Genomic DNA, 13,195 nt, shown 5'->3' with positions numbered 1-13,195 from the left:
GACGTGCACGTCGTGGCGGTTATTTCGCGCGAATAGCGACCACGACGTGCACTTCGGCGAGGGATTCAGGGCGTCGGCGCGAGCGCGTCGTAGCGGCGGAACGAGCCCTGAATGCGGGCGATCACGCCGACCAGCACGACGATCAGCAGGCCGCCGAGGAGCGGTGGGAACCAGAGGGCACCCGTCACGGCGAGCACACCGATGTACAGGTCGCCGAGGCGCGGACCGCCGGTGACGACGACGGTGAACACGCCCTGGAGCCGGCCGCGCATCGCATCCGGCGCGGAGGCCTGCAGGATCGTCATCCGGAAGATCGAGCTGACGTTGTCGGCCGCTCCCGACGCGGCGAGCAGCACCGTCGCCGCGATGAGTGCGGGCAGGTTCGCCTCGACGAGGGAGGCGCCGCCGCCGGCCGTGCCGGTGAAGGCGACCACCGCCAGCACGATCCCGAAGCCGAGGATGCTGGCCCCGTAGACGATGATGGCCCGTTCGACCGCGCGGCCCTGCCAGCGGACCCCGCCGAGCCGCCCGGAGAAGACGCTCGAGAGCAGCGTCCCGACCGCCCCGGCTGCCGTGAGGATGCCCACCGTGATCGGTCCGCCGCCGATCAGCAGCGCACCCACCGCGGGGAACAGCGCACGCGGCTGACCGAACGTCATCGCGATGACGTCGAGCACGAACGTCATGCTGAGGTTCGGCGCGGTGCGGAGGAACCGCAGACCCTCCAGCACCGAGGAGAGGCCCGCGCTCTTCCGCTCGCCCTCCGGCACGATGGACGGGAGGGTGAAGATGCCCAGGAACGCGGCCGTGAAGAGCACCGCATCCACCGTGTACGTCCACGGGATGCCGACCGTCGCGACCAGCAGGCCCGCCAGCGCCGGGCCGACGGTCACCATGACGCCCAGGCTGATGCCGCCCAGGGCGCTGGCCGCGGGGAGCAGGCTCACCGGGAGCAGTCGCGGCGTGATCGCCTGGCGGGTCGCCCCGATCATCACTCCGGCCACGGCGTTGATCGTCGTGATGACGTACAGCGGCCAGACGACCGGGATGTGCATCCACGCCAGGAGCGCGAGCGCGGCCGTCGACGACCACGCGACGATCGCGGTCACCAGCGCGACGGTGCGCCGGTCGAAGGCGTCGGCGAGGACGCCGCCGTAGAGGCCGAAGACGATCATCGGGACCAGGGCGAACAGCGCCACCAGCGACACCGCGAGCGTCGAGTGCGTGAGGTCGTAGATGTGCAGCCCGACCGCGACGATGGTCATCTGCGAGCCGATGCCGGAGATCGCACCGCCCGCCCAGAGCCGGGCGAAGGCCGGGGATTCGCGCAGCGGCGAGAGGTCGACGAAATGGCGACGCCGCGACAGTGTCTCGGCCGGTGGCGCCGAGGGGTCCGCGGGGGCGGTCGGGTCGGGGAGGCCGGTCCGGTCGGTGCTGGTCCGGTCGGAGCTCGGGTGCGGGTCCGTCCCGCGCTGCCGGTCCGTGCTCAGAAGCGAGGCTGCTTGCTGAGGCGCACCGCGGCGGTCGAGAAGACGACGCCGGCGAGCATGATCACCACGGTGATCGCCTGGAGCAGCACCTGGAAGAACGGGGTGAACGGTGTCACGGAGACCCAGAGCCAGAGGATCGCGCCGATGAGCGTGATGACGTAGCTGAACGTGCGGCGGGCGTAGAGCGCGTTGAGCGACACGACGGTGGCCGCGACCGTGACCTGGAAGAAGGGCAGGAAGTCCTCCGCGTTGCCGGTCCAGGTGGCCACGAGGCTCCACACGCCGATGACCAGCGACGCGAGCACGACGATCGTGGCGAGGAGGTTGCCGAGGGCCGTCGGAAGGGTCGTGCTGAGGCTGCGGACGAGCGTGCCGTGCTCGTCGCTGCCGACGACGTCGCGCTGCTGTTCGTTGGGCTGGGAGATGACGTGCGTGCTCACGCCGTCGATCCTACCGCCCGCGGCGACGTCCCGCAGAGGCCGTCCACAGGGCGGGTCGTGCGCAATCGTCCACAGCTCCGCGACCCCGGGTGTTCTCCACAGACAGCGGCGATGAGCGCCTCACCACGCGGGCCCGGCGTACGTTGGCGGTATGGCAGCATCCCGTCGTCGCACCCGATCGCGCACCTCGCGCCGCGCTCCCCGTCGCCTCTCGCTCCCCGCCCGCCTCAAGAGGTGGGATGCGAGGGTCGCGTCACGCATCAACGCGCGCACGACGGGCGCGGTGTCGGACGGGTTCTGGCGCGGCCTCACACTCGCGGCCAACCACGGCAAGTTGTGGTTCGCCGCGGCGGCCGTCCTGGTCGCCCTGGGCCGCCCGCGGGCGGCGGTGCGGGGGCTCGCCTCGCTCGGCATCGCCAGCTTCGTCGCCAACCTGGTCGGCAAGCGACTGGTCGGCGGCGACCGGCCGGCGCTCACGTCCATCCCGCTCGCGCGTCGGCTGGAGCGCTCCCCCACCTCGCCGTCGTTCCCGTCGGGCCACACGGCGAGCGCCGCCGCCTTCGCGACCGGGGCGGCGCTGGAGTGGCCCGCGGCCGGCGCGCTGCTCGCGCCACTGGCCGCGGGCGTCGGATACTCGCGCCTGCACACCGGAGCACACTGGCTGTCCGACGTCGCCGGGGGCGCGGCGATCGGCGCGGGGGCCGCCGTCGCGCTGAAGCTCGCCGCCCCGGCGGTGAAGACCGCCGCGCGCCGCGACCCGCCCACGGCACGCATGATCGACCTCCCGGCGATCGACACCGGCGATGGCGTGTTCATCGTGGTGAACCCGGGCTCCGGTCGCGGGCTCGGCGGCCCGGAGCCAGGGCCGCTGTTGCGGAAAAGGCTGCCGCAGGCCGACATCCACGAGCTGGCGGACGGCGACGACATCGGCGAGGTGATCGAGGGCCGGCTCGGTGCGGAGACGCCGCCGCGCGTGCTCGGCGTCTACGGCGGTGACGGCACGGTCGCGGCGGTCGCCCAACGCGCTCGGGCCGCGGACCTCCCGCTCCTGGTGTTCCCAGGAGGGACGTTCAACCACTTCGCGAAGGCCGCCCTGCTCGACACCGTCGACGCGACGCTGCAGGCGCTGGCCGACGGGTCCGGCCGCCAGGTCGACGTCGCAGACCTGACCTTCGGCACCGGCGAGACGATCACCGTGCTGAACACGGCCTCGGTCGGCATCTACCCGTCGTTCGTCGAAGAGCGCGAGAAGCACGAGAAGCGGCTCGGCAAGCCGATCGCGGCGCTGATCGCGGCGATCCGGGTCGTCCGCCGCGGCGATCCCCTGCAGATCGAGATCGACGGGCGACCGCGAACGGTCTGGTCGGTGTTCGTCGGCGTGGACCGGTACTACCCGGTCGCGGTCGCGCCGATCGAGCGGCGGCGGCTCGACGACCACCTGCTCGACGTGCGCATCCTGTTCGCCGGCGGGAAGCCGCGATCCCGCGGCGCGGTCGCCCTCGCCTTCGGCGGCAGGACCGACGCCCTGGTCGCCCGGCTGCCGTTCCTGCAGGGGCCGCCCGCGCTCGAGGCGCGGACCGTCGAGGAGATCACCATCGCGGCGCGGGGCGACGACCCGGGCTACGCGCACGACGGTGAGGCGTCGACCGAGACACCCGGCGACCCCCGGAAGATCACCCTCCGGATGCGGCCGGCGGGCCTGAAGGTGTACTCGCCGAAGGCGTGACGCGCACCGACGGCGCGGTCAGCCGCGGCGCTGGAGCACGCCCTTCACATACGCGGCCTGGCCGGCGTGCTGCAGGTCGTCCGAGATCACGCTGACCAACCGCACCGCCAGCGTGACCGGCGGATCCCACTGCCGGTCGACGACGCGGGCGAGATCGTCGTCGGTGAGCGTTCGGACGAACTCCTCGGTACGTGCGTGCACCCCTTCGTGATACCCGACCAGGTCGGTCGCGCTCACGTCGGCGAGCTGCGCGACATCGTCGGAGCTGTGGCCGTACCCGGTGTCGGAGACGTCGAACGGCAGGGCGAAGCGCTCCGCCCATCCCTCCTCCGTCCACGCCTGGGCACGGCCGGCGACCTCGGAGACGTGATCGTCCTGCACCCGGGTCAGATGCCAGACCAGCCACGCGATCGAGTTCGCGTCCGGGTCGACCCGGCCTCCCAAGGTCTCGGCGTCCAATCCGCGGACGGTGCTGCGCACCACCCCCGCGATCCGGTCGAATGCATCGATCAGAAGCTCACTGCTCGCGGTCACGTATCCTCCTCGCATCGTCTGCCCCGCACGATACGCCGCCCACGCTCCGCTCAGTGAACGGCGGCCTCCCGCGCCGGAAGCGGCTCGGGTGCCGCCGGGCCGACGTACCGCGACGACGGCCGCAGGATCTTCCCGTCGGCCGCCTGCTCCAGGATGTGCGCCGTCCATCCCACCACCCGCGCGGCGGCGAACGTCGGCGTGAACATCGACCGGGGGATGCCGCAGAGCTCCATCACGACGCCCGCGTAGAACTCCACGTTCGTGTGCAGCTCCCGCCCGGGCTTCAGCTCCGCGAGGAGCTCCTGCACCCGCCGCTCGACCTGCACCGCGAACTCGACCCGCGGGCCGCCGAAACCCTCGGCGAACTCGCGCAGCATGCGCGAACGCGGATCCTCCGTGCGGTACACCGCATGCCCGAACCCCATCACGCGGCCACCCTCCGAGAGCGTGCGCCGCACCCACTCGTCCGTCCGGTCCGGCGTGCCGATCTCATCCAGCGTGTCCAAGGCTCGGCTCGGCGCGCCGCCGTGCAGGGGCCCGGACAGCGCGCCTAGCGCCCCGCCGACCGCCGACGCGAGATCCGCCCCGGTCGACGCGATCACGCGGGCGGTGAATGTGGAGGCATTGAACCCGTGGTCGATCGCCGCGGTCATGTACGCGCTCAGCGCGCGCTCCTCCTGCGGCGTCGGTTCGCGACCCGTCACCAGCTGGAGGTACCCGGCGACGTATCCCAGGTCGTCCCGGGGTTCGAGCGGCTCACGTCCTTCCGCGAGCGCGTGGAGCGCGGCGAGCAGGACGGGCGTGACCGCGGCCGTGCGGATGGCGTCCTCCACCCGCGCCTCCGGGCTCTCGTCGTACAGCGGACGCGCCCCGTCGGCCGCGGCAACCGCGGTGAGAGCCATGCGCAGACCGGCCAGCGCGTCCCCGCCCGCTGTCAACCGGGCGATCGCCGGGAGCAGGTCGCGCACCTCGGACGGGACCGACCGGGCCGCCACGATGCGCGCGCGGAACGCCTCCAGCTCCGCCGGGGTCGGCAGCGACCCGAAGAGCAGCAGGTGCCACGCCTCCTCGAACGTCCGCTCGCGCGCCAGGTCGACGGCCGAGTACTGCCGGTAGTGGTAGAAGCCTTCGTGACCGCGCACATCGCCGAGCTCCGTCCGCGCCGCGACCACGTTGGTGAGGCCGCGGGGAACGTCGATGAGGGTGTCATCCATCCTGTCCATATCGGTAGTGTGAACGTGGATGCAACACATCGTCAACGTTGATCGGATCAATATGGATGCGCTCCCCCGCCTCACCGCCGACCAGACCGCCGAGCGGCTCGGCGTGAAGCTGGAGACCCTGTACGCGTACGTCGCGCGCGGTCGGCTCGGACGCGAACGCACCGCGGAGGGCTCGACCTTCGACCCTCTGGAGGTCGAGCGCTTCGCGGCGAACAGGCGCCGCCGTCCCTCCGCCGACGGCGGCCACTCCGAGGGTCGCCCGTTGATGGTGATCGAGACCGCCTTCGCCCTCATCGAGGACGGCGAGCTGCGCTATCGCGGCCGTCCCGTCGACGAGCTCGCCGCCGAGCCGTTCGAGACCGTCGCGCGCTGGGCGCTCACCGGTAAATGGGATGCGGCGGCGCGATTCGCTCCCGGAACCGGCGTCGACGCTGCGCGGGCCGTGGCCCGCGCCCTCCCCGCTGCGGCCGGCGACCGCGACCGCCAGCTGGTCGCGGTGAGCGCCTTCGCGGCTTCCGACCCGCTGCGCGCCTCCCTCGACCCGGCCGCCGTGGCATCCGCCGCCGAGCGCCTGGTCGCCGGGATGGTGGAGGTGCTCGCGCCGAGGCGGAGCATCGACCAGGGGCCGACCGATGCGCCATCGAACGCGAATGGCCAGCCCGACCTCGCCTCCCGCCTGTTCGCACGGCTCTCCCCCGCGGCGCCGTCGGCCAACGACATCCGGCTGTTCAACGCCGCCCTCGTTCTGCTCCTCGACCACGACATCGCCGTCTCCACGCTCGCTGCTCGCGCCGCGGCGTCGGCCCGCGCCACCCCGTACGGCGTGGTCGTCGCGGGACTCGGCGCGCTCGACTCGCCGCTGCACGGCAACGCCAGCCGGGCGGCGCACCAGCTTCTGGCGCGCGTCGTCGCCGGTGAGGACCCGGCCCGCGCGGTCGCCGACGCCGTGGTCGCAACGCACGGACCCGTTCCGGGATTCGGCCAGCCGTTGTACCCGGCGGGCGATCCGCGGGCGCGCATCCTGCTCGGGATGCTGGCCGACGAGCCGCGCCATGCTGCCGTCACTGCCGCGGTGGAGGCCGTCGGCGACGTGGTCCGCGAGCGCACCGGCGCGCATCCCAACGTCGACCTCGCCCTCGGCGCCCTCACCCTCGCGACGGGGATGCGCGACGACGCCGGCGAGGTCGTGTTCGCCACGGCCCGCACCGTCGGCTGGATCGTGCACGCCCTCGACGAGTACGCACAGCGGCCGTTGCGGCTGCGGCCGGTCGGCCGTTACGTCGGCCCGTGACCGGCGCCGCGCCCGTCCACCACATCCGTGGGTCGCAACACGCCGTTACAGCGACGCCTCAACGGCGTGTTGCGACCCACGGATCGGCGGTCAGCGCCGCAGCGCCTTGCGCGCCAGCCAGTTGCCGAGGAACTGCGCCGCCTGCACCAGCACGACGATCGTGATGACCGCGATCCACGTCACCGCCCAGTTGTAGCGCTGGTACCCGTACGAGATCGCGAAGTCGCCCAAACCTCCGCCGCCGATGCTGCCGGCGATGGCGGACAGGTCGACGATCGCGACGAAGATGAACGTGTAGCCGAGGATGAGCGGGCCGAGCGCCTCGGGGATGAGCAGCGTCGTGATGATCCGCCACGGGCTCGACCCCATCGCCCGCGCCGCCTCGATGACGCCCGGCTCGATGGTGACGAGGTTCTGCTCCACGATCCGAGAGATGCCGAAGGTCGCCGCGATCGTCATCGGGAAGATCGCCGCCGGGGTGCCCAGGAACGTGCCGAGCACCAGCTGCGTCAGCGGCGCGATCGCGGTCATGAAGATGATGAACGGGATCGGCCGGATGAAGTTGACGACGACGTTCAGCACGGTGAAGAGCGCCCGGTTCTGGAGCAGTCCGCCGCGCCGCGTCGTGTAGAGCAGGACGCCGAGCGCGAGTCCGAGGATGCCGCCGAGCACCAGGGTGGCGACGACCATCCACAGCGTCTGGCCGATGGACTCCAGGTACACCGGCCACAGGGTCGACCAGTCGGTCATGCGGCCACCTCCTCGACCTCGGTCACCGTGCGGAGCTCGGCGATCAGCGCATCCACGTCGCCCGGCTCGCCGAGGAGCTCCAGCGTGAGGCTGCCGAACGATCGGCCCTGCAGCGCGGAGATGCCGCCGTAGACGATCTCGAAGCGCACGTTGTGGCGGCCTACCGCGTCTGACAGCACCGATCCGAGGCGGCCGTCGTCGTGGATGCGCGCCGAGACGATCCGCCCGGAGTGCTTGCCGCGGAGGCGCTCGATGTCCGCCTCGGCGGGCTGGTTGCGCAGCACCGTCCCCACGAACCGCCGGGCCGTCGGCGTCTGCGGGTCGGAGAAGACCTCGAACACCGTGCCCTGCTCGATCACCCGGCCGGCGTCGAGCACCGCGACGCGGTCAGCGATCGAGCGCACGACCTCCATCTCGTGCGTGATCACGACGATGGTGACGCCGAGTTCGCGGTTGACCCGCTTCAGCAGGGCGAGCACGTCGGACGTGGTCTCGGGGTCGAGAGCGCTGGTGGCCTCGTCGGCGAGCAGGATGTCGGGGTTCGTCGCGAGCGCGCGGGCGATGCCGACGCGCTGCTTCTGGCCGCCGGAGAGCTGGTCGGGGTAGCTCCACGCCTTCTCGGTGAGGCCGACGAAGGCGAGCAGCTCGGCGACCCGCTGCTTGCGCTTGTCGGCCGGCCACCCGGCCACCTTGAGCGGGTAGGCGACGTTGCCGAAGACGGTGCGCGAGCGGAACAGGTTGAACTGCTGGAAGATCATGCCGATGCCGGCGCGGACCTGTCGCAGGTCGCGTTCCCGCATGGTCGTCAGGTCGCGTCCGTCGACGATCACGGCCCCCGCGGTGGGATGCTCCAGCGCGTTGATCAGCCGGACCAGGGTGCTCTTGCCCGCGCCGGAGTAGCCGATGATCCCGAAGATCTCGCCGCGGCCGATCGTGAGGTCGAGCCGGTCGACGGCGGGAACCGCGGCGCCGCCAGAGCCGAAGCTCTTGGTGACGCCGCGGAACTCGATGATGGGACCCGCGGTGGCCGTGTCGGGCACTACTGCGCCGCCTCGATGGTCTTCTTCAGGTCGTCGAGGATGCCGATCAGGTCGGACTCGGGACGGTTGACGATGACCGCCGTGTTCTTCGACTCGGCGAGCACCGCATCCGTCACCGCCTTGGTGTGGTACAGCTTCGCGATCTTCAGGTAGGTCGGGTTGTCCTTGTCCTTCTCGCGGGCGACGAAGGCGTTGATGTAGGGCTCGGCGGTCTCCGACTTCGGGTCGTCCTGGAACAGCGCCGACTTCGGGTCGATGCCCGCGGTCAGGGCGTAGTTGTTGTTGATGATCGCGCCGTCGGCCGAGCTGAGCGCCGGGGCCGTCTGGGCGGCGTCCACCGGGATGACGGTGACCTTCGAGGCGGCGGCGTCGATGTCGGCCGGGGTGGCCAGGGTGCTGCCGCCGTTCTTCAGCTTCAGCAGCCCGGCCTTCTGCAGCACCAGCAGGGCGCGCGCCTGGTTGGTCGGGTCGTTCGGGATGGCGATCTTGCCGCCCTGGGGGATGTCTTCGAGGCTCGTGTGCTTGGTCGAGTACAACGGCAGCGGGACGACGAGGGTCGCGCCGATCGGCACCAGGTTCTGCTTCGCCTGCACGTCGTAGTTGGCGAGGAACTGCAGGTGCTGGAACAGGTTCAGGTCGAGCTGACCGTCGGCGAGCGCCGGGTTCGCCTGCGTGTAGTCGCGGAAGTTGACGGTCTGGATGTCGATGCCCTCCTTCGCCGCCTCCTTCTTCAGCACGGCCCAGTACGGCGAGGACGCCTCCGTTGTGCCGATCTTCACCGTGACGCTCTTGGCGGTGGCGGCCCCCGATCCCGTGAGGTTCACGACGACGAGGACGATGGCCACGATCACCGCGACGACGGCGATGCCGATGCCGACGAAGAGGCCGGTGCGGGAGCGCTTCGGCTTCTCCGGGAGCGCGGGGGTGGACGGGGTGGCGTCGGACATGGCGGTGCCTCTCTCTCGTGAAGGGGGGATGTGCCGGCGAGCGCTGTGGCGGCACCTCCGAGCCTCTCCCGAGCCGACGACAGTGGTCAAAACGTCTTGCGAAATGTGACGCCGCCCGTTCATCCAGCGACCCTTACGGTCGCGGTGGGCCACGCGTAGGGTGAGTGGGGTCAGCGTTCCCGCAGACGGAGTGGAGACGGAATGAGCGACATCAACGACGACGACATCAGCACCGACGCGGTCGGCGGCGGCGAAGGCCCCGCGGACGGCGGAGCGAACCCGGGCGGCCACGACGGCGGAGCCGACGGCTCGGCCGCAGGCGAAGGCCCGGCCGACGGCGGAGCGAACCCGGGCGGCCACGACGGCGGAGCCGACGGCTCGGCCGCAGGCGAAGGCCCGGCCGACGGCGGAGCGAACCCCGGCGGCCACGACGGCGGAGCCGACGGGTCCGCTTGATGACGACCCACGAGCGCGGGCCGGGCGACCGGCCCGCGCTTTCGCGTTGCGTGCCGATCGGCCGCGAGGAGTTCGCGACCGATCACTGGGGCCGGAAGCCACTGTTCACCCGCGCGTCCGCGCTCCCGGAGGACTTCTCCGACCTCTTCAGCGTCGACGCCGTGGATGAGCTGGTCTCGTCCCGGGCGATCCGCACCCCGTTCGTCCGCATGGCGAAGGAGGGCTCCGTCCTCCCGCCGTCGCGGTTCACCGGCCCCGGCGGCTTCGGTGCGGAGGTAGGCGACCAACTCGACTCCGCGAAGGTGCTGGCCGAGTTCGCGAACGGCGCGACCCTCGTGCTCCAGGGGCTGCACCGCACCTGGCCGCCCATCCAGGAGTTCGCGCGACAGCTCGCCACCGAGCTCGGGCATCCCGCCCAGGTGAACGCGTACATCACGCCCGCGTCCTCCCGCGGCTTCGATCCGCATTACGACGTGCACGACGTGTTCGTGCTGCAGATCGCCGGGGAGAAGCACTGGCGCATCCACGAGCCGGTGCATGTGGACCCGCTGCGCGACCAGCCGTGGAGCGACCACCGCGACGCCGTCGCCGCCCGCGCCCAGGAGGCGCCGGCGATCGACGAGACGTTCCGCCCCGGCGACGTTCTCTACCTCCCGCGCGGGTGGATCCACTCGGCCGAGGCGCTCGGTGGCGTCTCGGTGCACCTGACCATCGGCGTCGCCGCGTACACCCGACACGACGTGGTGCGCGAGGCCGTGGCCCGAGCGGCGGACGCCGCCGCGCTGCGCAGCTCGCTTCCGCTCGGCTTCGACCCGTCCGACCCCGCGGCGATCGCACCCATCGTCGAGGAGACGGTGGATGCGCTGATCGAGGCACTCAGCGACCCGTCCGCCCGGTCCGCGGTCGCCGCCGCAGTGACGGACCGCCTGCGGCGCCGCCAGCGGTCGGACACCCCGCCCGCGGCCGTCCGGCCGCTGGCGACGATCGCGGTCGCCGACGAGCTGTCGGTCGACAGTGTGGTCGCCGCACGGCCCGGTCTCGGCGTCGACGTCACGGTGGAGGTGGAGACGGTCACCGTGCGGCTCCCGACCAAGACGGTCGCGCTGCCCATCGCCGCGCGAGCAGCGGTCGAGCGTCTGCTGGACGGGTCACCGGTCGCCGTGGGCGAACTGCCGCTCGACGAGCGCTCGGCGGTCGTCGTGGCGCGGAGGCTGCTGCGTGAGGGGATCGTCATTCTGGTGTCCGACCCGGCTGACGCCGCCTTCCCGGACGTCGACCCCGCCGACGAAGCGGGTGTCTCGAGCGACGGCGAGCGGAGCGCGACCGCCGACTTCGGGACCGCGACGGCGACGTGACCGGCCTTCCGCCGGATCTCGCCGGACCGGCGCGCGCATCCGCCGGGCATGGCACCCCCGGGTGGCTGCCCTGCAGCGATCGCGCCCTGGAGCGGCACGACCCGCTGGCCGGGACGGCCGGCTTCGGTGAGCGCTGGCTGCTGGTGGAGATCGAGAGCGGATGGGGTCGCCACGCGTTCTTCGACTCGGCGCTCGATCCCGCGCTCGGCGCCCGGATCGTCGCGCGGGCGGAGGAGGCGGGCATCCGTCCGCTGGCGATCCGGCGCACGCGGCTGCGCGCGCCGCTCCGCCGCGACCAGACCTCGTGGCGCTGGGCGCTGGTGGACTCGCGTCCCGGCCGCGAGAGCATCAACTGGGGGCAGGTCGACGACCCGGCCGAACTCCTGACTCTCCCGCTCGACGGGAGCTCCGGCGAGCCGAGCGAGGCGCCGATCTACGCGGTGTGCGCGCACGCTCGCCACGACCAGTGCTGCGCCGTGCGCGGACGCCCGGTGGTGGAGGCCCTGGCCGCCGAGCATCCCGAGCTGACGTGGGAGTGCTCCCATCTGGGCGGCGACCGGTTCGCCGCGACGATGGTCGTGTTTCCCGAGGGCCTCCTCTACGGTCGGGTCGGAGCCGAGGACGCGTCGCGCATCGTGGAGCGTCACGCGGAGGGCCGCGTGGTGCTGGAGCTGCTGCGCGGACGCACCAGCCGCAGCACCATCGCCCAGGCGGCGGAGGCGTTCGCCCGGGCCGACACCGGAGACGACCGCATCGGTGCGTTCCGGCCGCTGGCGGAGCGTCCGCATCCCCACGGCTGGACGGTGGAGCTCGCCCACGGTCGCGATCGCCTCACCGTGGAGGTGGGCGAGCGACTCTCTGAGCCCCTGCTGAGCACGTGCGCCGCGACGATCGCGCATCCGGTCCGGGAGTTCGTTCCGGTGTCGGTCGCCCACACCTGACGCGGGTGACGGACGCACGCGGCCGGCGCAGGCGACCGGCATGCGCGGCGAACGGCCGCGCACGCCGGCCTCCGGCTCAGGCGTTCTGCGTCGCGGGCGTCGACTGGAGGATGCGCACCATGTTGCCGGACGGGTCGCGGAAGGCGCAGTCGCGGGGACCCCACGGCTGGTCGATCGGCTCCTGGAGCACCTCGGCGCCGGAGGCGCGCACCCGCTCGAAAGCGGTGTCGAGGTCGTCGGTGCGGAAGACGATCGGGCTCAGGGAACCCTTGACGACGAGCTGCGCGAGCGCGTCGCCGTCGGCCTGGGAGCGGCCCGCGTGCGGGTCGCTGAGCACGACGGCCGCGCCGTCGTCGCCGGCCACCCCGAGGGTGACCCAGCGGTGGTCGCCGGAGGTGACGTCCTGGATGACGTCGAGGCCGAGGGCGTCGCGGTAGAACGCGAGCGACTCCTCCGGGTCGAGGACGGTGATCTGCGAGTACTGGAGTGAAACGGTCATGAGTCGACTCTAGGAACGCCGGAACGGCCGCGCTTCTCCAAAACTGCTCAGGTGGATAACTGCCCGCGCGGGCGGCCTGTGGACGGGTTCAGGCCCGCGCCCGGACGGGCCGGGTGCGCTGCTTGGCGATGCAGTCCGGCATCGCTCGCACCGCCTCGTGCTCGCGGGCACGGTAGTCGGTCGGTGTCATCCCGACGATCTCCGAGAACTTCGAGCTGAACGACCCGAGCGACGTACAGCCGACCGCCATGCAGGCGTCGGTGACCGACATCCCGGTGCGCAGCAGGGCCATCGCCCGCTCGATCCGCCGGGTCATCAGGTAGCTGTAGGGCGTCTCGCCGTATGCGGCCCGGAACTGGCGGGAGAAGTGTGCGGGCGACATGTAGGCGCGCGCGGCCATGGTCGGGACGTCGAGCGGCTTCGCGTAGTCGCGGTCGATGAGGTCCCTGGCCCGGCGCAGGTGCGCGAGCGTCTGCAGCTCCTCCGGTGACACGGGATGAGCG

The 13,195-nt window shown here is 72.2% G+C and carries 14 protein-coding genes; 5 read left to right on the top strand and 9 right to left on the bottom strand.

Features of this window, described 5'->3' with window-relative positions; all coding sequences use genetic code 11:
- Positions 1–65: 65 nt before the first annotated feature.
- The gene (locus tag BLR91_RS06150) at positions 66–1,367 is read right to left on the bottom strand and encodes an MFS transporter (protein WP_172823253.1); all 1,302 of its coding nucleotides are present in this window, start codon (positions 1,365–1,367) and stop codon (positions 66–68) included.
- Positions 1,368–1,486: 119 nt separating this feature from the next.
- Positions 1,487–1,930, bottom strand: coding sequence for a hypothetical protein (locus tag BLR91_RS06145; protein ID WP_020077333.1), 444 nt, complete (start codon positions 1,928–1,930; stop codon positions 1,487–1,489).
- Between the two features lie 151 nt (positions 1,931–2,081).
- Between BLR91_RS06145 and BLR91_RS06140 the strand changes: the two genes are divergently transcribed.
- The gene (locus BLR91_RS06140; RefSeq protein WP_231918835.1) at positions 2,082–3,656 is read left to right on the top strand and encodes a bifunctional phosphatase PAP2/diacylglycerol kinase family protein; all 1,575 of its coding nucleotides are present in this window, start codon (positions 2,082–2,084) and stop codon (positions 3,654–3,656) included.
- Positions 3,657–3,674: 18 nt separating this feature from the next.
- On the opposite strand, the gene BLR91_RS06135 is transcribed toward BLR91_RS06140, so the two are convergent.
- On the bottom strand, positions 3,675–4,190 hold the full coding sequence (locus BLR91_RS06135; protein ID WP_089876366.1) for a mycothiol transferase: 516 nt from the start codon (positions 4,188–4,190) through the stop codon (positions 3,675–3,677).
- A 50-nt stretch (positions 4,191–4,240) separates the two neighbouring features.
- Positions 4,241–5,413 (bottom strand): citrate synthase, encoded by a 1,173-nt coding sequence (locus BLR91_RS06130; protein WP_026307214.1) that lies wholly within the window; start codon positions 5,411–5,413, stop codon positions 4,241–4,243.
- A gap of 19 nt (positions 5,414–5,432) precedes the next feature.
- Between BLR91_RS06130 and BLR91_RS06125 the strand changes: the two genes are divergently transcribed.
- Positions 5,433–6,704: a citrate synthase gene (locus tag BLR91_RS06125; RefSeq protein WP_231918834.1), complete on the top strand. Its 1,272-nt coding sequence runs from the start codon at positions 5,433–5,435 to the stop codon at positions 6,702–6,704.
- 90 nt (positions 6,705–6,794) lie between these two features.
- Here BLR91_RS06125 and BLR91_RS06120 read toward each other — a convergent pair whose 3' ends face one another.
- The 3 genes from BLR91_RS06120 to BLR91_RS06110 are packed head-to-tail and all read right to left on the bottom strand — an operon-like array spanning position 6,795 to position 9,441.
- Complete coding sequence (locus tag BLR91_RS06120; protein WP_089876370.1) at positions 6,795–7,454, bottom strand: methionine ABC transporter permease; 660 nt, start codon at positions 7,452–7,454, stop codon at positions 6,795–6,797.
- Complete coding sequence (locus BLR91_RS06115; protein WP_089876372.1) at positions 7,451–8,494, bottom strand: methionine ABC transporter ATP-binding protein; 1,044 nt, start codon at positions 8,492–8,494, stop codon at positions 7,451–7,453. The genes BLR91_RS06120 and BLR91_RS06115 overlap by 4 nt, the downstream gene beginning before the upstream one ends.
- Positions 8,494–9,441: a MetQ/NlpA family ABC transporter substrate-binding protein gene (locus BLR91_RS06110; protein WP_089876374.1), complete on the bottom strand. Its 948-nt coding sequence runs from the start codon at positions 9,439–9,441 to the stop codon at positions 8,494–8,496. The genes BLR91_RS06115 and BLR91_RS06110 overlap by 1 nt, the downstream gene beginning before the upstream one ends.
- Before the next feature lie 201 nt (positions 9,442–9,642).
- Here BLR91_RS06110 and BLR91_RS06105 point away from each other — a divergent pair, with 201 nt between their 5' ends.
- From BLR91_RS06105 to BLR91_RS06095, 3 genes are read left to right on the top strand one after another with little or no spacing between them, the layout of a single operon-like run.
- A complete protein-coding gene (locus BLR91_RS06105; protein ID WP_018191429.1) occupies positions 9,643–9,897 on the top strand; it encodes a hypothetical protein in 255 nt (84 codons plus the stop codon).
- Positions 9,897–11,252: a cupin domain-containing protein gene (locus BLR91_RS06100; protein WP_089876376.1), complete on the top strand. Its 1,356-nt coding sequence runs from the start codon at positions 9,897–9,899 to the stop codon at positions 11,250–11,252. The genes BLR91_RS06105 and BLR91_RS06100 overlap by 1 nt, the downstream gene beginning before the upstream one ends.
- Positions 11,249–12,193 carry a sucrase ferredoxin gene (locus BLR91_RS06095; RefSeq protein WP_089876378.1) on the top strand — a complete coding sequence of 315 codons (945 nt, stop codon included), beginning with the start codon at positions 11,249–11,251 and terminating at the stop codon, positions 12,191–12,193. Before BLR91_RS06100 ends, BLR91_RS06095 begins: the two co-directional genes overlap by 4 nt.
- 76 nt (positions 12,194–12,269) lie before the next feature.
- Here BLR91_RS06095 and BLR91_RS06090 read toward each other — a convergent pair whose 3' ends face one another.
- Both BLR91_RS06090 and BLR91_RS06085 read right to left on the bottom strand, forming a co-directional pair.
- Positions 12,270–12,692 carry a VOC family protein gene (locus tag BLR91_RS06090; RefSeq protein ID WP_018191432.1) on the bottom strand — a complete coding sequence of 141 codons (423 nt, stop codon included), beginning with the start codon at positions 12,690–12,692 and terminating at the stop codon, positions 12,270–12,272.
- Positions 12,693–12,780: 88 nt separating this feature from the next.
- Positions 12,781–13,185, bottom strand: a complete 405-nt coding sequence (locus tag BLR91_RS06085; protein WP_018191433.1) for a helix-turn-helix transcriptional regulator — start codon at positions 13,183–13,185, stop codon at positions 12,781–12,783.
- Between the last annotated feature and the right edge of the window lie 10 nt (positions 13,186–13,195).

Source organism: Leifsonia sp. 466MF, from assembly GCF_900100265.1.
Lineage (GTDB): Bacteria > Actinomycetota > Actinomycetes > Actinomycetales > Microbacteriaceae > Leifsonia.
Note: the sequence above shows the minus strand (reverse complement) of the source record. Positions and strands in the feature narration are given on the sequence as shown.